The 16,107-nt window shown below is 63.3% G+C and carries 16 protein-coding genes; 6 read left to right on the forward strand and 10 right to left on the reverse strand.

Features of this window, described 5'->3' with window-relative positions; genetic code table 11:
- Positions 1–53: 53 nt before the first annotated feature.
- Positions 54–188: a desulfoferrodoxin gene (locus Mal64_RS20440; RefSeq protein ID WP_146400010.1), complete on the reverse strand. Its 135-nt coding sequence runs from the start codon at positions 186–188 to the stop codon at positions 54–56.
- 413 nt (positions 189–601) lie between these two features.
- Here Mal64_RS20440 and Mal64_RS10925 point away from each other — a divergent pair, with 413 nt between their 5' ends.
- Both Mal64_RS10925 and Mal64_RS10930 read left to right on the forward strand, forming a co-directional pair.
- A complete protein-coding gene (locus Mal64_RS10925) occupies positions 602–859 on the forward strand; it encodes a GlsB/YeaQ/YmgE family stress response membrane protein (RefSeq protein WP_146400012.1) in 258 nt (85 codons plus the stop codon).
- A 13-nt stretch (positions 860–872) separates the two neighbouring features.
- Complete coding sequence (locus Mal64_RS10930) at positions 873–1,472, forward strand: signal peptide-containing protein (RefSeq protein ID WP_146400014.1); 600 nt, start codon at positions 873–875, stop codon at positions 1,470–1,472.
- On the opposite strand, the gene Mal64_RS10935 is transcribed toward Mal64_RS10930, so the two are convergent.
- The 3 genes from Mal64_RS10935 to Mal64_RS10945 form a co-directional block, all read right to left on the reverse strand.
- Positions 1,473–2,846 (reverse strand): acetylxylan esterase, encoded by a 1,374-nt coding sequence (locus Mal64_RS10935; protein WP_146400016.1) that lies wholly within the window; start codon positions 2,844–2,846, stop codon positions 1,473–1,475.
- Positions 2,847–2,935: 89 nt separating this feature from the next.
- On the reverse strand, positions 2,936–3,778 hold the full coding sequence (locus Mal64_RS10940) for a hypothetical protein (protein WP_146400018.1): 843 nt from the start codon (positions 3,776–3,778) through the stop codon (positions 2,936–2,938).
- A gap of 135 nt (positions 3,779–3,913) precedes the next feature.
- On the reverse strand, positions 3,914–4,435 hold the full coding sequence (locus Mal64_RS10945) for a hypothetical protein (RefSeq protein ID WP_146400020.1): 522 nt from the start codon (positions 4,433–4,435) through the stop codon (positions 3,914–3,916).
- 284 nt (positions 4,436–4,719) lie between these two features.
- Here Mal64_RS10945 and Mal64_RS10950 point away from each other — a divergent pair, with 284 nt between their 5' ends.
- The gene (locus Mal64_RS10950) at positions 4,720–4,977 is read left to right on the forward strand and encodes a hypothetical protein (RefSeq protein WP_146400022.1); all 258 of its coding nucleotides are present in this window, start codon (positions 4,720–4,722) and stop codon (positions 4,975–4,977) included.
- Positions 4,978–5,296: 319 nt separating this feature from the next.
- Complete coding sequence (locus tag Mal64_RS10955; protein WP_146400024.1) at positions 5,297–5,986, forward strand: PEP-CTERM sorting domain-containing protein; 690 nt, start codon at positions 5,297–5,299, stop codon at positions 5,984–5,986.
- 122 nt (positions 5,987–6,108) lie between these two features.
- On the opposite strand, the gene cysN is transcribed toward Mal64_RS10955, so the two are convergent.
- From cysN to Mal64_RS10980, 5 genes are all read right to left on the reverse strand, one after another.
- On the reverse strand, positions 6,109–8,046 hold the full coding sequence (gene cysN, locus Mal64_RS10960; RefSeq protein ID WP_146400026.1) for a sulfate adenylyltransferase subunit CysN: 1,938 nt from the start codon (positions 8,044–8,046) through the stop codon (positions 6,109–6,111).
- A gap of 283 nt (positions 8,047–8,329) precedes the next feature.
- Positions 8,330–8,911: a hypothetical protein gene (locus Mal64_RS10965; RefSeq protein WP_146400028.1), complete on the reverse strand. Its 582-nt coding sequence runs from the start codon at positions 8,909–8,911 to the stop codon at positions 8,330–8,332.
- A gap of 51 nt (positions 8,912–8,962) precedes the next feature.
- Entirely contained in the window at positions 8,963–9,883 is a 921-nt protein-coding gene (gene cysD, locus Mal64_RS10970) for a sulfate adenylyltransferase subunit CysD (protein WP_146400861.1), read from the reverse strand.
- A gap of 163 nt (positions 9,884–10,046) precedes the next feature.
- The gene (locus tag Mal64_RS19810; RefSeq protein ID WP_197525658.1) at positions 10,047–10,463 is read right to left on the reverse strand and encodes a hypothetical protein; all 417 of its coding nucleotides are present in this window, start codon (positions 10,461–10,463) and stop codon (positions 10,047–10,049) included.
- A gap of 44 nt (positions 10,464–10,507) precedes the next feature.
- On the reverse strand, positions 10,508–11,572 hold the full coding sequence (locus tag Mal64_RS10980) for a DUF1559 domain-containing protein (protein WP_197525728.1): 1,065 nt from the start codon (positions 11,570–11,572) through the stop codon (positions 10,508–10,510).
- Positions 11,573–12,105: 533 nt separating this feature from the next.
- Here Mal64_RS10980 and Mal64_RS10985 point away from each other — a divergent pair.
- A complete protein-coding gene (locus tag Mal64_RS10985; protein WP_146400034.1) occupies positions 12,106–12,786 on the forward strand; it encodes an FKBP-type peptidyl-prolyl cis-trans isomerase in 681 nt (226 codons plus the stop codon).
- Between the two features lie 475 nt (positions 12,787–13,261).
- On the forward strand, positions 13,262–14,881 hold the full coding sequence (locus Mal64_RS10990) for a hypothetical protein (protein ID WP_197525659.1): 1,620 nt from the start codon (positions 13,262–13,264) through the stop codon (positions 14,879–14,881).
- Between the two features lie 104 nt (positions 14,882–14,985).
- Here the strand turns inward: Mal64_RS10990 and Mal64_RS10995 are convergent, their stop codons facing one another.
- Entirely contained in the window at positions 14,986–15,867 is an 882-nt protein-coding gene (locus tag Mal64_RS10995) for a PilZ domain-containing protein (RefSeq protein ID WP_197525660.1), read from the reverse strand.
- Positions 15,868–16,107: the final 240 nt, after the last annotated feature.

Below are 16,107 nucleotides of genomic sequence, written 5' to 3' on the forward strand. Positions count from 1 at the left end.
GAGCCGCTAGGGGGGAGAGCGGCTCGACGCCACGGTCTCGTAGCCTCGTGTCCTTATTCTTTCGCCAAGGGCTGGCTGCAGCATGTCAGTGTTGGCTCGCCCGAATCGCACTGACAGGGCGACTTCACTTCGAGTTGCATGCCGCAAGTCTGGCATTTGTACGTTTCGCCTTGCTGTGGTTTGGCCATCTCGGGCTCCTTTCAAGAGTGTCGGTGGGGGAATGTGATTCCTAGAAGCGAATCCTTTGCGGTGGCGCTTGTTGCCGGCCGCGAGAGGCACGCTGCTTTCGAGGAGTAGGATGCACACGCCGTGCCACGCCCTGTAGCCGCTGCATTCGGCTCGGGATGCTCTCGGAAACGGATCGCAAGCGAGCAGCCTAGGCGATAATGCGTTCGGCCTGGTCGCGTGGCTGGCGCCCACTAGCCGCTGAGCCTGTGATACGCGGTGAGGCAAGCTAGTGGATTGCTAGCGACTTAGATGACAGGCGATCCGACGGAAGACAAATCCGATTGATTGGCAACCGATTTGCTCTATGCCCCCTCAGCCCCTCCTTCAGCGGGGATCGAGTTCAAAACCAAACACTTCCACGAGGCTTGCGACGATGGGTATTCTTTCTTGGATCTTGTTCGGCCTGATCGCCGGCGCCCTCGGTAAACTGCTGATGCCGGGCAAAGACCCCGGCGGTTGCTTGATCACAATCATTCTGGGGATCGTCGGCGCCGTGGTGGGCGGCTTCATCGCCACCCAGTTTGGCTATGGCAAGGTGGACGGCTTCAACATCGGCAGCTTCTTTTTTGCGGTCATCGGCACGATGATCTTGCTGGCGGGCTACCGCTTGATGATCAAGAAAGACGACTGAACCCGGAGCAGCGATGCGGCGCGTGCTTAGGATGATCCCAGGCCTGCTGCTGCCACGCATATCGCTGTACGACCTGCGCGCCGTGCTCGCCGCCGCCGTGCTGGGGGCGATTGTCGCGGGGGTTTATGGCGCCTTGCACGACCAGCTGACCTACTCGCTTTCGCGTGAGTACTTCACCAAACTCAAGTTCCACCAGTTCGACTACGCCGATCCGGGGCTCGGCGAGCGCGCGTTCGCTGCGGTGGTCGGCTTGCTCGCCACTTGGTGGGTCGGTTTCGTCGCGGCGTGGTTTTTAGGCCGGCGTCTGTTCCCGGGCCAGCCGCGCGCGACCGCATGGCGGCGGATCGCCCTGGGCTTTGCGGTGGTGCTGGCTGGCGGCCTGCTGGGCGGGCTGGCCGGATACGCCTACGGCGTGTGGCGCGGGCCCGAAGCCGATCTGGCTGGCTGGCAGTGGGCGATCGAACGCTTTGGCGTGACCGACGCGCGGTCGTTCGTTCGCGTCGCCTACATCCACAACGGCGGCTACGTGGGAGGCGCCTTGGGGCTCCTCGCTGCGCTGCTCACGATCCACCCCAACAGGCGCCCGCTGCAGGACATGCCGCCGGTCGAGTGATCATTCAACCGCGGCGGCGCCGACCGGCGCCGGCTTGCCTTCGACGAGCGCCGGCAACCACGCCCCATGGGTGCGGCGATTGTACGGCTCTTGGGAACCGCGCACGTTGTAGTGCGTGCCATTAGGCAGTGGGACGATCTCGACCGGCCCACGGGCTTGGTTCACCGCGGCGTAAATCCCCTCCGGCGGGCAGACGCGGTCGATGTGCCCCACGCCCACGAGCAGCGGGCAAGTGATGTGCGACGCGAAGTTAGCCGCGTCGAAGTACCGGATAGCCCTGTGAACGGTTGCCGCGTCGCGGCCCTCGGTCTTGTAGTACCACTGCGGCCATCCGGGCGCTCGCCCGACGCGGGGGCCGAGCGCGTCGCAGCCGGCGGGGCAGAGCGCCAGGGCGGCGCTGAGCTCGGGGGCTTCGATCGCCGTGGCGTGCTCCTTCATCAGCGACAAGAGGCCGGCCGTGACGAGCGTCTGCTGCCCTCCCTGGCTCGCGCCCATGACGACGAGCGTCTCGCCGTCCCAGTCCTCACGCGACGTGAGGTAGCGCACCGCCTGCACGCAGGAGAGGTACATCCGCAGGAAGTAGCTCTCGTCGCGGCTCTCGACGCCGATCTCCCAGTAGTCCTTCAGCGGGCCTTGCTTCTGCTGCTTGTAGAACTCGGCCGGCTCGTCGATTGGCAGGTCGTGGGCCAAGATGTTCAGCGCAAGCCACCCCTCGTCCGCCCGGTCATCAACCCATTGGTTCTCGAGCGGGTAAACGCCCGCCCACTGCGGGATGAACATCGCGGGGAACTTGTCGCCTGCGGCAGGACGCGCGAGCTGACCGCGGATCTTCGTGCCGCCCCAGCCGCTCAGCGTGACATGCCAGTAGCCGACGCCCGGCCGTTTGGCTTCCTTCGGCTCGAGCCGCGCCGCGGGCTCGATCGCGGCGAGCCGCTCTACCTGCTCGATCCAGAACGCTTCGAAATCCTCGGGCGCCCCAGCGGAGAGCCCGATCTCGCCCGGCGCGACGACCGCCCCGCCGAACGCCTGCAAGCGTTTCGATTCGTCGTCGCCCGGCGCCACGAACTCGGCGAGCAGGGCCCCGGGCGCATCGAGCGTTGCGGTCCATTGCGCGGCGCCGTCGTCGAGCTGTATCACGCCCGAGCCGATCTCGGTCCGCCCGCCCCGCTTGAGCGTGTAACGCAGCTCCGCGGGCGCGGGCCGCCCAGACTCTTCGGCGTTGTAGTTGAGGCGCCAGGTGATCGTCTCGCCAACGGCGTACTGACCGTCGGCGTGGTCGGGGACGACGTCGATCCGCTGGGCAAGGGCGGCGCCATTGCAGGCGATCGCCGCAAGGGAACCTAGAACGAAGCGGACAAAACGGCGGCGTGGCATGGCGTCAAACGCTTGCGTGAGAGGAGCAGGGGGAAGCTAGCCCCTGCAGTCTAACCTCCCCGCCGTACGACGCTCCAGCCAAGCACGCCTCACGCCGCCCCGCGTTGCTCGAGCAACCGCTCGAAGTTCGACCAGAACGCCGTGTCGCGTTCGTAACGCTCGGGCGCCATTTGCTCCTTGAATAGATCGAGGTACTCCAGCATCCGCTGGGACTTCTCGGCGTAGGAGTAGCCCGGCTCGGCCATCGGGTTGCGGAACCCCGGCTCGCCCGGCTCGGTGTGGCCGACGTAGCGTCCCTCGCTGTCGAGCTCGAAGTTCGCAAACAGCACGTCGACCACCATCTGTAGCTCGTAGGTCATCCGCTCGCCGAGGTCCATTCCGGCGGTGGCCTCGTCCCATGCGGCGGTCACGTCGGCGGGCGTCGTGCTGCTGGGGAAGCGGATTCCCCACGCCTCGCCCGAGCGCGTCAAGCCGTCGTGGTTCATGTCGACCTGCGCCGCGGGCGGCAGCAGCAAGTTCAGCGCTCCCTCCTCGCTGAGTCCGTCGACGCCGATCGGATCGGCCAGGTGCTGCACCTGCTGCACCGTCGCCAGCTCGTCGCTGGTGAGGCGGCTCAGGAAGCCCTTCGGGTCGGCGTAACCGCCTTCTGCGTGCGCGCGGACGAGGATCTCGCCGAAGTCGTGCTTGAGCTTCTCGGGCGAGTCGACCTGCGAGTAGCGGGTAACCTGATTCACGTTGAACCAGCCGTCCCAGGCGGCCTCGAGCGACTCGCCGAGCGGGCCTTCGTCATCGACCTCGGCGGCCGAGGCGTAGCCCTCACGGCCGACGGCCGCTAGCACCTCGCTGAACACGCTCTGCACGTGGCGGTCTTCGCCCAGCACGGGCGGCGCGGCGGGATTGGCGGTGCTGGCGCCGAGCGGTGTGATGGCCATCGGGTACCTGGCGAGTAGACGGCGGAGAGGAGGACCGGCTTGGCCGCTCTTTGACCAATATCGGTTCCCCGCCAAGGATTCTGCACCCCGCCGCCACACCGACCAAACAAGCATGGAAAGCCTGTGTCGCGGTCTCTATCGTTGGCAGCTCGGCCGGCCGCCCATCGTGGGCGTTGAGTAGCAGGGCGCCGGCGCCACGGGCTCGGCCGGCGGCGCGGCGGTCGAGAACGACCAGTCGTCGAACTCGGGGGCCGCGAAGCGGAGGCCGTTCCAGGCCAAGACCGGCCCCATCTGGCCCTCCTGGTCGACGGTGCGCCAGGCGCCCTCGAACAGGCTCTTGTCCGGCGTGACGTAGAACTTGAACTCGCCGCGCTGGCCGTTGAAGAACTTCCACTCGCCGCGGACCAGCCACACCTTGTCGGCGAACTCCGGCCCGGCCGGCTGGTAAGAGATCTTCGAGAGCCGCCCGATGGCGCCCCGCTCGGTGAGGTAAACGCCCCGCTGCCCCTCGAGCCGCACCTCGGCCCGCACCAGGTTGCCGTCGGCGGTCTCGTACTCGGTCAGCCAGGTCGTGTGCCCCAAAATCACGCCCGTCTTAGCGAGGGCGTCGTGGGCGATCAGGCAGAGCGAGGCGGCGAGGAGCGTCTTGGCGAGCATATTAGAAAGCTTGGTTCGGGGCGGCGTTCTTGCACGTTGGGCCGGCTCGCTGCCGGCTCCTACCAAGCCTCAGCGGAAGGGGGGCCGCGGGGGGGACATATGGAGCACAGAATCCGCTAAATACCGCCATATATTGGGTATTACTGCCGTGAGGACTGCACCGCATGGCGTCTTCGAGCGAGCTTTGCTTTGTGTTTGCTTTAGGCGTAGACTGGAGTGAGGCAGAGTCGAATCTTCGCGATGCTCTGCCGTTCTCATGATTCTCAAACGGCTTCAAGCGTCCAATGGCTAACGACTCGCTCCACTCGTCGCTCCGCCAATTGGTCGATACAGGCCAGGGGATGGCCGAGGTCGTCGATCCGGAGACCAACCGGGTGTTCCTAGTAACCGAGCGGACCGACCCTCAAGTCACGCTGCCGGACGTGTACATCGAGTCGAAGCTCGCCGAGGCCCGGGCCGAAATCGAGGCGGGGCAAACTTCGGCGAAGTCCACCGCCGAGATCCTCGCCGAGGCGCGCCGGCGCCTTGAGGCAAACGGATGACGCTGCCGATTGTCCGCAGCACGGCATACGCCGAAGACTTGATCGCGATCTGGACACACGTCGCCTGGGACTCGGTGGAAGCGGCGGACCGACTCGTCGAGAGGATCAACGCAATCATCGGTAGGCTCGCTGCGAAACCGGCACTTGAAATGCACCAATTTCCCGATGGGCTAAGAGGGCGTAGGCAAACGCCGACAACTGAGTAGACCGGACACCCCAAGTCATGTGATTGCACGACGCTAATTATCGAACTACAAAGGATTCATCCACGGCTGCTCAAGTGAAGCGACACTCACAACTCAGAAACAATGGAACGAAAATGAATAACCTTAACGAGTTTTCGTCAGTCAGCAACGAAATCAAATGGTTTGCAGTAGCACTCCTCACACTGAGCTACTTCACCTCGGCTGCACAGGCAGATTCGCTCTTGCAGTTCAGCGGGATTTCTGACAGGAGCTCCGCTTACCGATTCTATAACCAAGACGCCTACAACGCCCCTCCTGGATCGGTGTCTCTCACCTACCGCCAGAATGGCCCCGACACCGATCCCAATCCATATGTAGGCGAGTACGCAATTGAAATCAAAGATTTCGTCGTTGAATTCGCTGGCGATCGTCTCGAAATCGACAAGACTGATGGGCACGCAACGATTCGCGATGGCTGGGGCTGTGACTGTCTCTACATCAGCTTTGACTATGTTGGTGAATTGGCGTGGCAACCATTTGATTCTATTACCATTTCCACCGATGACGATTTCAGCGAAGGCCCCGGGCAGTCTTATGACAGCGACTCGCTTCCTGTAGACGGTATCAGTTTGCCGCAAGGCACGGCGACTAGAATGACCCTTTACAATGGAAGTGACCGAACCTTTTTTAGAATCGACCAAGATTCGATGACCCTGACCCAACTCAATGTCCCGGAACCAAATACTATGGCCCTTGCGTCGGCCATAGTTTTATCTCTGTGCGTCCGGAGAAAACGAGCGCAGTCAACTGGGGTATATCGATGACAGATAGCGCGCAGGGTCCGCTACGGTGACCACAGCGCGAGGCTTATCTTGAAGAAAAGTAATGGTCCGCACAGCGGACCCAACAACTTCCTCTGCACCTCCACGCGACAGATTGGGCCCGCTCAGATCACGCCGCGTTCTTCCAGCAGCCCCACGATCGCCGCCGCGCAGTCTTCGACCGAGGTCTCGGCCGTTTTGAGCACGAGGTCGGCGGCGGCCGGCTCCTCGTACGGGGCGCTCACGCCCGGGAAGTCGGGCAGCTCGCCGGCGTCGGCCTTGGCGTAGACGCCTTGCTCGTCGTTCGCCCGGCGCCACGCGTCGGGGGCGTCGAGGTGGACGACCAGGAAGCGGTCGCGGCCAACGGTCTCGGCCGCCTTCTGGCGGACCTCCTCGTGCGGCGCGACGAACGCGCCGACGACGATCAGGCCGGCGTTGTTGAGCGTCTTGGCCACCTCGGCCGCGCGGCGGAGGTTCTCGCTGCGGTCGTCGGCGGTGAACTTCAGGTCGCGGCTCAGGCCGCGACGCATGTTCTGGCCGTCGATCACGGCCACGGCCCGGCCCTGGTCGAACAGCAGGCGCTCGACGGCGCCGGCGATCGGCGTCTTGCCCGCGGCGGGCAGCCCCGTGAGCAGCACCGTGACCGGCTGCTGGCCGTAGCGGGCCGCACGCTCTTCGGGGGTGACCGAACTCTTGCGGGCCTCAAGGCCCTCGGCGGCCTCCTTCTCCCACAGGTCCTCTTCGTCCTCGCTCGACTTGCGGTCGAGGATCATGCCGGCGCCGACCGTCACGTTCGTGACCTGGTCGATGACGATGAACGCGCCGGTCCCCTTGTTGCGTTTGTAGTCGTCCAGGGCGATCGGCGAGTTGAGCCTGAGCTCCGCGCGGCCGATCTCGTTCAGCGCCAGCGTGGGCGTCGGGCTGCGGTGCAGCGTGTTCACATCGATCTTGTAGCGCAGCGTGCTCACCCGGCCTGAAGTGAGCTTCGTGCCGTGCTTGATGAAGTAGTCCTTGCCCGGCGTCATGGCCGACTCGTCCATCCAGACGAGCGTGGCGTCGAAGCGGTCGGAGACGGTCGGCACGTTGTCGGGGCGCACGAGCATGTCGCCGCGGCTGATGTCGATCTCGTCCTCGGTGGTGAGCGTCACGGCGAGCGGGGCGAACGCCTCGTCGAGCTCGCCCTCGTACGTGACGATCGATTTGACGCGGGTCCGCTTCTTCGAGGGGAGCGCGAGGATCTCGTCGCCCTTCTTCACCACGCCCGAGGCGATCGTGCCGCAGAAGCCGCGGAAGTTGAGGTTCGGGCGGTTGACGTACTGCACCGGCAGGCGGAAGTCGATCAGGTTCCGGTCCGAGGCGATGTGCACGTTCTCGAGGTGGTGCATGAGCGTCGAGCCCTCGTACCACGGCGTGTTCGGGCTGCGGTCGATGAGGTTGTCGCCCTCCAGCGCGCTGATGGGGATGAAGTGCTGGTCCGGCATGTCGAGCCGGGTGGCGAACTCGCGGTAGTCGCGTTTGATCTCCTCGTACCGCTCCTCGGACCAATCGACGAGGTCCATCTTATTGACCGCAATCAGCACGTGCTTGATGCCCAGCAGCGAGACGATGAACGAGTGCCGCTTGGTCTGGGTCATCACGCCGTGCCCCGGGCGGGCGTCGACCAAGATGATCGCCAGGTCGCAGGAGCTGGCCCCGGTGGCCATGTTGCGGGTGTACTGCTCGTGGCCGGGGCAGTCGGCGATGATGAACTTGCGCTTCGCCGTGGAGAAGTAGCGGTACGCCACGTCGATCGTGATCCCCTGCTCGCGCTCGGCCTTCAGGCCGTCGGTCATCAGGGCCAGGTCGACCTTGTCGCCCGTCGTGCCGTGCGTGGCCGAGGCCTTCTCGATCGCGGCGAGCTGGTCCTCGTAGATCATCTTCGACTCGTAGAGCAGCTTGCCGATGAGCGTGCTCTTGCCGTCGTCGACGCTGCCGCAAGTCAAGAAGCGCAGGAGCTCCTTGTTCTCGTGCTGCTCGAGGTAGGCGTCGATGTCGGTGGCGATCAGGTCGGATTGATGGCTCATAAGGTATTTACCACAGAGGGCACAGAGAGCACGGAGGAAGAATGGGGCGCGGACGAACGCGGATTGGACGGATCAGCGCGGATCGTCTGACTAATCATCCGCGTCGATCCGCTTGATCCGCGTTCATCCGCGCCCCATTCTTCTATTGTGATTTCTCTGTGTCCTCTGTGTTCTCTGTGGTGATTTCGTCAGGACTCAGAAGTAGCCTTTTTTTCTTCTCTTCCATGCTGCCGACTAGGCCATGGTCGATCACGCGGTCATAACGCTCGTGGCGGTCGCGCGGCTACAGCCGCCACCAAGAGCTTCGTCGCATGGCTGATTTTAGGTACCGGTTGAGTGAGACGTGCTCGCAGTAATTGAACACGCCAGAGACGTCGCCGTATTCATTAAAGACCATTCTTTCAACTCCCTCTGGTGCAATTCCACCAAAGCATCCTCTGGCTTCTATGCTCAGTGAGGTGAGTTCCTGGGTCACGACAGGGTCGAGGAGCGCTTCGGCGGTCGCGATGTAGGCTAAGTTGACAACCGCCTGGCTTGCTTCCTCGTCCTCGTCTAAGTGCTCAAGCAATGAGGCGCAGTACTCTTGGGCGACATCGATCTCCGGGACTTCTCCCTCGGCGAAAAAGAACTGATGCTCCCAGTCGCCAAGGCTGTACTTGATTTCATGCATTTCTTCCCAAGATCTAAAATAGAGGCCGAATCGATCGCCGGGCATCAAGTAGACCGCGATTCCACTGATAGGGCGATCTTTGATTAGGGGGTTGGGGGGAAACGGTATCTTTTCGATCTCGGGCTGCACTCGACGCAACGAAGCCACGATCGCTGCGAGCATCATCTCGCGGTATTTGTGGTATTTGAACTTCATCGCTGGACCGCCACTCAAGCATGCTTCACCGCGTCGCCCGCGATTGCCGACCTAGAAGTAGCCTTCTTTTTTCTTCTCTTCCATCGACCCCGCTTGGTCGTGGTCGATCACGCGGCCTTGGCGTTCGCTCGTGGTGGTGAGCAGCATCTCTTGGATGATCTCGGGCAAGGTGGTCGCCTCGCTCTCCACCGCGCCGGTGAGCGGGTAGCAGCCGAGCGTGCGGAAGCGGACCATCTTCTCTTGGACCACGTCGCCCTCTTCGATCGGCATGCGGTCGTCGTTCACGAAGATCAGCGTGCCGTCCTTCTCGACCACCGGGCGCTTCTTGGCGAAGTACAGCTCGGGGATCGGGATCTGCTCCAGGTGGATGTACTGCCACACGTCGAGCTCGGTCCAGTTCGAGATCGGGAACACGCGGATCGACTCGCCGAGGCTGCGGTTCACGCGGCCGTTGTAGAGGTTCCACAGCTCGGGGCGCTGGTTCTTGGGGTCCCAGGCGTGGCTCTTGTCGCGGAAGCTGTAAACGCGTTCCTTGGCCCGCGACTTCTCCTCGTCGCGGCGGGCGCCGCCGAACGCGGCGTCGAAGCCGTGCTTGTCGAGCGCCTGCTTCAGGGCCACGGTCTTCATGATGCGGGTGTGGACGTCCGAGCCGTGGGTGAACGGACCGACGCCTTCTTTGACGCCCTCTTCGTTGATGTGGACGATCAGGTCCCAGCCCAACTCGTTACGCACGTAGTTGTCGCGGTACTCGATCATCTCCTTGAACTTCCACGTCGTGTCGACGTGCATCAAGGGAAACGGCGGCTTGCCGGGCGCGAACGCCTTCTCGGCGAGCCGCACCATGCAGGCGGAGTCTTTGCCCACGGAGTAGAGCATGACCGGGTTGTCGAACTCGGCCGCCACCTCACGGATGATGTGGATGCTCTCGGCCTCGAGCTGCTTGAGGTGGGTCAGGTTGTAGCTGGTGCTCATGCTCACGCTTGCGGGGGCGTGTTAGGGGGAGATGACGTGCCTGGCCGAACGGCTCCCCTTACGAGGTGAGAGCCGGCCGGCGAGACCCCCCATCATGATTGCCAGGGGCCGGGCCGTAAAGCCGTGGCAGCGAGCGGTTTGCGGCGTGCTGCGGAGAGCGGTCTCAGGCGCCGTCTCCGGCCGAGCGGAGCCAAAACGCCCCTAAAACCATCATCAGCGCTCCGCCGACAGCGATAACGCGGCCCAGATGGTTGCGGGCGAAGCGGGCTCGGCCAAGCCGCTGCTGGGCCTGCTCGAAAAAGCGCTCGGCGGCCGCGAGATCGGCGCCGTGGTCCTCAGTCTTGTAGGGCTCGGATTCGTGTTCTTCGGATCCGGGACCCATTGCCTCGTGATCGTGGGACGACGAGTGAGCCGCGTGTTGGTCCGCCTGGGCGGCGTTATAGGCCTCGGCGTCAGTGGTGGACCAAAAGACCTCATCGGGGATGAATCGCGACCAGCCCAGTCCAACAACCACTGCGAGCAGCCCGAAACCGACGAGCCCTCGACCTATAGCACGCCGCCACCTGATCGTTTCCTGCATTCGAGAGAGGCTCACTCGGGAGGGATTTAACTATCAATGATGGTTCAGAGCGACTCTTCGACCGCCACCCCGTCGTTACCCCAAATCATATAATTCATCTCGAGCGAATCGATGTCTTCACTTAAGAAGACGACATGGCCGTCGGCAAAGGCCGTGTTAACGCCCCCCGTGTGCAGGCTGCGTGAGGCGGCGGACTTGTACCCGGTGCTCGTACGGCACGGCATATCATCAAGCTGAGCCCGCCCGGGATGATCGCAAACTTCGAGCACGTCGGACTTGTTCGCGTTCGGGGTCAACGCCCCCCCGGAGTCAGCGGGGTCGGGCGTGAAATCGTATTCAGTCGGAGGGAACCACTCGGTAGTCGGGTAATACTTGGGGTGGTAGTCGAGCGAGAGTAGCGTCGCCGCATTCCACGGCAAGGCCCATACGCCGCGTTCATCGGTCAAGTCGTCCCGGGTTCTTACCTCCGCGAGGACGAGCGTCTTCGAAAGCCCGTCGGTGATCTTCGCCAGCTTCATGCCGTAAAAAGCCATCGGACCGGAGCGATAGAAGCTCTCTGTATGGAACGGATTGGCGTATGCCGCGTAGTTTGCCTTGCCGAACTGAGCGGATCGGTCCCCGTAACCCTCGGGCGATTCGTAGAAGCGGCCCCAGGCCTGATCCGTGGGACAGAGCAGCGTGGGAGGCTGCGCCCTGAGCGATTCGTCGGGCGACGCGGTGATGTGCCCGCGGAGGTCGAGCCGGTCATGAAGCCCCTGCTCTTCCATGTAGGGCAGCACCTTGCAGACCCAGCTGTGATTACGGCCGCTGTGCATATCGAGGCGCCAGTCAGAATAGCTAAAATAAATCGCCTCCTCTTTTGGAGCAAAAGCGCCTGCGGGCGGGAGTTTGCCCTCGCTCGTCTCGTAATTTAGCACTGCGAGCATCAGTTGCTTCAAGTTGTTCTGGCACTGCAACCGCCGAGCCGATTCGCGCGCCGATTGCACCGCCGGCAGCAGCAGCGAGATGAGCACCGCAATGATCGCGATCACCACCAGCAGCTCAACAAGCGTGAAGCCGCCTGGCGCCGGCCGCTGCGAAGCGGGGTGTCGAGGGATCGATCGTCTCATGAGGCGGCGCCGCATTCTTGACGTAGAGAAAGTGAGGAAAGGTCACCCGGCACGTTTCGCCGTCGGGGGGCATGGTCGCGGGACAAGACAGGATGGCGGCCTAGAAAAGTGACTTAATAGGGCCGGTAACTATTATAGGCCAACTCTCGCCGCGAGCGACTCTTCTGGCGGCATGGGGCGACGTTTTCGGCGCAGCCGGTGTGAACCGCTTTACCCAAGGCCCCCGGCGCCATCGCCACGCTTAAGGCGTCGGACGCCACGGCCACCCGCAGCGAGCTGGGGGCCTTCGCCACCGCTGCCCGCCGATGGTAGGCTGCCTGTCGTTTGATTTATGCCGCCGCGCGACATAAGGTTCGGCCGGCGCGGCCCATTTCATAGCGACGCCGCGCTGCGTTACGACGCGCGCCATCTTCACCCCACGCCCAGAAAGAGTCGTCATGCGGTTCGCCAATCCCTTGTTCGCCCTTCCCGTGGCCGGGACGCTGGCCCTCGCGATTGGGGCTCCCGGAACGGCCCATAGCCAGCAGGAAAACATGCCCTCCCCCGATCAATCCGCCGCGCAATCCCAGCCCGCCGCCGGCGAGCAAGCCGCCAACCCCGAGGCGGTTTTCATGCAGCAGGTGAGCTACTGCATCGGCCTTCAGATTGGCGGCAATCTGAAGAAGGACGGCATCCCAGTCGACCCCCAAGGTTTGCTGCAAGGCATTACCGACTCCCTGCGCGGCGTCGAGCCTCAGCTGACCGAAGAGCAACAGGCCGCCGTGATGGGCCGATTCCAGCAACTTATGCAACTCAAAGCCCAGGAGACCGCCGGACCGATGGCAAGCGACAACCAGACCAAGGGCGAGGCCTTCCTCGCCGAGAACAAGCAGAAGCCCGGCGTCCAGGTGACCGAGAGCGGCCTGCAATACCGGGTCGTCGAGCAGGGCACAGGCCCGTCGCCCTCAGCGACCGACACGGTGCGTTGCCACTACGAGGGAACGCTTATCGGCGGTGAGGTGTTCGACTCGAGCTACAAGCGCGGCCAACCCGCCACCTTCCCGGTCAACCGCGTGATCGCCGGTTGGACCGAGGCGCTGCAGATGATGAAGGTGGGCGGCAAATGGGAGGTCTTCTTGCCGAGCGAAATCGCCTACGGCGAGAGCGGCGCTCCGGGAGCGATCGGCCCGAACGAGACGCTGATCTTCACGATCGAGCTTCTCGGCATCGAATAAGCACAAACCGTCTCGTCGATATCTTTGCGTTCCTCCGTAGGCGGCCTAGACTCCGGCAGGCGAGAGCCTGGCGGATGGCCCGCCGCGGAAGGCGTGGCCCCTGGCCGCTCGTCGACCAGCCTGATTTGCAGCAGTTTCCCCCCTATAAATCTCGAGCCTTCGTTGCAGCGGCCGCATCGGCTTCGCCGCAAGAAATCTGGGCTGGGGGTCGTGGGTAAGCAGAATTCCCATTAATTGCGGAGGCCTGCAGCGCTAATAGGGTAAATTGGGATTATTGCAACATTTGGGCGGAGGTTTATTGACGCGTAGGTAAGGGGAGATAGAATCCACGGCTGTTGCTGTGCCATCCCCCCAGTTTGGGTGTCTGCTGCAAGAATCGCAGCGATCTTTTGGGCGCAGCTAGGTGAACAAACCTGCCGTCGGAGGACCTGACGGCTTAGCTGTACTTGTTCAGAATCTTATGAGGAGTGCTTCGATGCGGCGTATTTTGTTTGCCTTGCTGCCGGCTTTGGCCCTGCTGGCGGCTCCGAGCTTGGCTGAGGCCTGTTCGTCGTGCGGCGGCGATTGTGGATGTGCGGCGACCTCCGACTGCTCCGGCGGTTGCGAAGGCGACGCCGGCTGTGGCGACGCGGGTTGCGGTGGGTGCGCCCAGGCGGCCCCGGCGATGGTCACCAAGACCATCTACGTGCCGACCCAAGTCACCGAGCTTCGCACGGTCAGCTCGACCGAGTACCAGAAGGAAGAGCGCGAGCGGACCTACACGGTCTACACCCGTGTTCCGACGACCGAGACCAAGACCCGCACGTACACGGTCATGGTCCCCGAGACCAAGACCAAGACCGTCGAGTACACGGTCATGAAGCCGGTCACCGAGACCAAGACGGCTGAGTACACCGTTCGGGTCCCGTACACCGAAGAAGTCGTGCAGACCTACACCGCCATGGTGCCGGTCCAAGAAGAGATGACCAAGACCTACACGGTCATGGTCCCCTCTTACGAGGAGAAAGAAGTTGAGTACACCGTGATGACCCCGGTCCAAGAAGAGATGACCAAGACCTACACGGTCATGGTCCCCTCTTACGAGGAGAAAGAGGTCGAGTACACGGTGATGACCCCCGTTCAAGAAGAGAAGACCTCGACCTACACCGTGCAGGTCCCGTACACCGAAGAGGTCGAGCAGACCTACACGGTGAGCGTTCCTTACACCGAAGAGATGACCGGCTCGCGCACCGTGACCAAGCGTGTTCCTGTCACGACGATGAAGACCGTTACGGTCAACGGCGGCCACTGGGAAACCCAGATGGTTGAGGTTGGCTGCGGCTCCGGTTCGGCCGGCGGCTGCGGTGGGTGTGGCGACTGCGGCGGCTGCGGCTCGTGCGGCGGATGCGGCTGTGCGACCAAGACCGTTTGCAAGAAGGTTTGGGTCCCCTCCTGCGAGACCAAGGAAGTTCCTTGCACCACGTACGAGTGCGTGACCGAAGAGGTGCCTTACACCTACACGGTCTGCAAGACTCGCACCGAGGATCGCACCCGCACGGTCAACGTGACCAAGTGCCGCTCGGAAGAGCGCACCAAGACCTACACGGTCACCAAGTGCGTCCCCGAGACCAAGACCAAGACCGTCAAGGTCTGCAAGATGGTCCCCGAAGAGCGCACCAAGACCTACACGGTCACCAAGTGCGTCCCCGAGACCAAGACCAAGACCGTCAAGGTCTGCAAGATGGTCCCCGAGGAGCGCACCAAGACCTACACGGTCACCAAGTGCGTCGCCGAGGAGCGTGAGCGCACCGTTCAGGTGACCAAGTGTCGCGACGAGGTTCGCACCCGCGAGTACAACGTCACGACGTGCGTCCCCGAGACGATGACCAAGGAAGTCACGTACACCGAGTGCGTGCCGACCGAGAAGACCGAAGAGTACACGGTCACCACTTACGAGTGCGTGCCCGAGGAGAAGACCTCGACCTACACCGTTTGTGTGCCGGTCACGGTCGAAAAAGAGGTTGAGGTCACCGTCTGCAAGATGGTCGCCCAAGAGGTCGAGGTCGCCGCTCCGTCTTGTGGCGGTTGCGGTTCGTGCGGCGGTTGCTGCAACTGAACGACCTCTCGCTGAGCGTTAAAACCAAGCGGCCCCGGGTTCCCTGGAACCCGGGGCCGCTTTTTTTGCGCCCCCACCCGGGGCGACACTCTCCCCACCCAGCCTCAGTCGAACCGCACCCCTACCTCGTAGAAACGGCCGATCGATTCGCAACGCACCACATGAGCCGGCACCGTGACCCGCAGGTTCTTGGTCACGCAATACCAACGCATCGCCAAGTTGGTGAGCGGCACCGCTCGGGTATGAATCATCAGTGCGCCCGCCTCCGAGATGTCGCACAGGATCGCCCGGAATCCCTCCCCGGCGCACTCGCCATGCTTCGTGACCGGCACGTTCTCGGTCGAGGTCCGTGTCGTCACGCGGGCGAACTCACGCTGCTCTCCCGTGGTCCGCAGCCACAGGCTCCCCGAAGCGGACCTCGGCGAGTTGTAGCTCTCGATAAATTCGTAGATGCCCAGAGGCGGCTCGCCCGCGTCGCCCTCTTGGTCGAACACCGCGTCGTAGCAGCCGCCCAGCTCGTCCGACCGGCTTAGCAGTGTTTTCTCGATGCGGCGTAGCAGGTCTTGTGGGCTCTCCGCTCCGAGCGGCGTGCTGAGTTCGGCGCGCCAGCGATCGATCTCGAACAGCGACAACGCCTTCATGGCAAAGCCGCTCATATCGATCGGCGCGATCGCGACCTCGTCCACACCGTAGGCGAAGAGCTTGCGCATCAGGTCCGGGTTGCCGGCGTTCGTGATGGCGACGGTCTTGGCGCCCGGTGCGCGAGCGACCGCGGCCGCCAGCACCGCGAGTTGCCGTCGCTCGGCCGCACGCACGTCAACGACCGCCAGGTCGTGATCGACGCCGTGCATCAGCTTCTTCGCTTCGGCCGTCCGGCCGGAGCCCCGACAGCTGAACCCGACTCTTTCGAGCGCTTCGCACGTCACCGCTCGCCGTCGTGGATCGTCGTCGTAAACAAGCGCGCTGTAGGTGGCTATGGCTTCCATAGAATTGCCCGCGGCGCCGGCGCTATCGAGAAAACGCAGACCGCTTCTTAAGGGGAGGGGGGGGTTCTTGGGAGAAGAGCCGTCGGAAAAGCAGCGTCCGGGGGACACGGCGTCCACCCAGCCACATTTAATATCTAGCATGCGTATTCCCCACATGCCGAGGGTCGTGGGGGTTCGGCGCGGCCGGGCGCCCCTCCCAAAGCCGCAGACACTGTAAACCCCGAGTTTTTCCTCGGCTTC

Origin of the sequence: Pseudobythopirellula maris (assembly GCF_007859945.1) — a bacterium.
GTDB lineage: Bacteria > Planctomycetota > Planctomycetia > Pirellulales > Lacipirellulaceae > Pseudobythopirellula > Pseudobythopirellula maris.

Coding starts and splice junctions, on each gene's coding strand:
- Mal64_RS10985 (WP_146400034.1), top strand. CDS start 12,106: ATGCCCTCCCCCGATCAATCCGCCGCGCAATCCCAGCCCGCCGCCGGC.
- Mal64_RS10935 (WP_146400016.1), bottom strand. CDS start 2,846: ATGCCACGCCGCCGTTTTGTCCGCTTCGTTCTAGGTTCCCTTGCGGCG.
- Mal64_RS10940 (WP_146400018.1), bottom strand. CDS start 3,778: ATGGCCATCACACCGCTCGGCGCCAGCACCGCCAATCCCGCCGCGCCG.
- Mal64_RS10980 (WP_197525728.1), bottom strand. CDS start 11,572: ATGAGACGATCGATCCCTCGACACCCCGCTTCGCAGCGGCCGGCGCCA.
- cysN (WP_146400026.1), bottom strand. CDS start 8,046: ATGAGCCATCAATCCGACCTGATCGCCACCGACATCGACGCCTACCTC.
- Mal64_RS19810 (WP_197525658.1), bottom strand. CDS start 10,463: ATGCAGGAAACGATCAGGTGGCGGCGTGCTATAGGTCGAGGGCTCGTC.
- Mal64_RS20440 (WP_146400010.1), bottom strand. CDS start 188: ATGGCCAAACCACAGCAAGGCGAAACGTACAAATGCCAGACTTGCGGC.
- Mal64_RS10990 (WP_197525659.1), top strand. CDS start 13,262: ATGCGGCGTATTTTGTTTGCCTTGCTGCCGGCTTTGGCCCTGCTGGCG.
- Mal64_RS10950 (WP_146400022.1), top strand. CDS start 4,720: ATGGCTAACGACTCGCTCCACTCGTCGCTCCGCCAATTGGTCGATACA.
- cysD (WP_146400861.1), bottom strand. CDS start 9,883: ATGAGCACCAGCTACAACCTGACCCACCTCAAGCAGCTCGAGGCCGAG.
- Mal64_RS10995 (WP_197525660.1), bottom strand. CDS start 15,867: ATGGAAGCCATAGCCACCTACAGCGCGCTTGTTTACGACGACGATCCA.
- Mal64_RS10945 (WP_146400020.1), bottom strand. CDS start 4,435: ATGCTCGCCAAGACGCTCCTCGCCGCCTCGCTCTGCCTGATCGCCCAC.
- Mal64_RS10930 (WP_146400014.1), top strand. CDS start 873: ATGCGGCGCGTGCTTAGGATGATCCCAGGCCTGCTGCTGCCACGCATA.
- Mal64_RS10925 (WP_146400012.1), top strand. CDS start 602: ATGGGTATTCTTTCTTGGATCTTGTTCGGCCTGATCGCCGGCGCCCTC.
- Mal64_RS10965 (WP_146400028.1), bottom strand. CDS start 8,911: ATGAAGTTCAAATACCACAAATACCGCGAGATGATGCTCGCAGCGATC.
- Mal64_RS10955 (WP_146400024.1), top strand. CDS start 5,297: ATGAATAACCTTAACGAGTTTTCGTCAGTCAGCAACGAAATCAAATGG.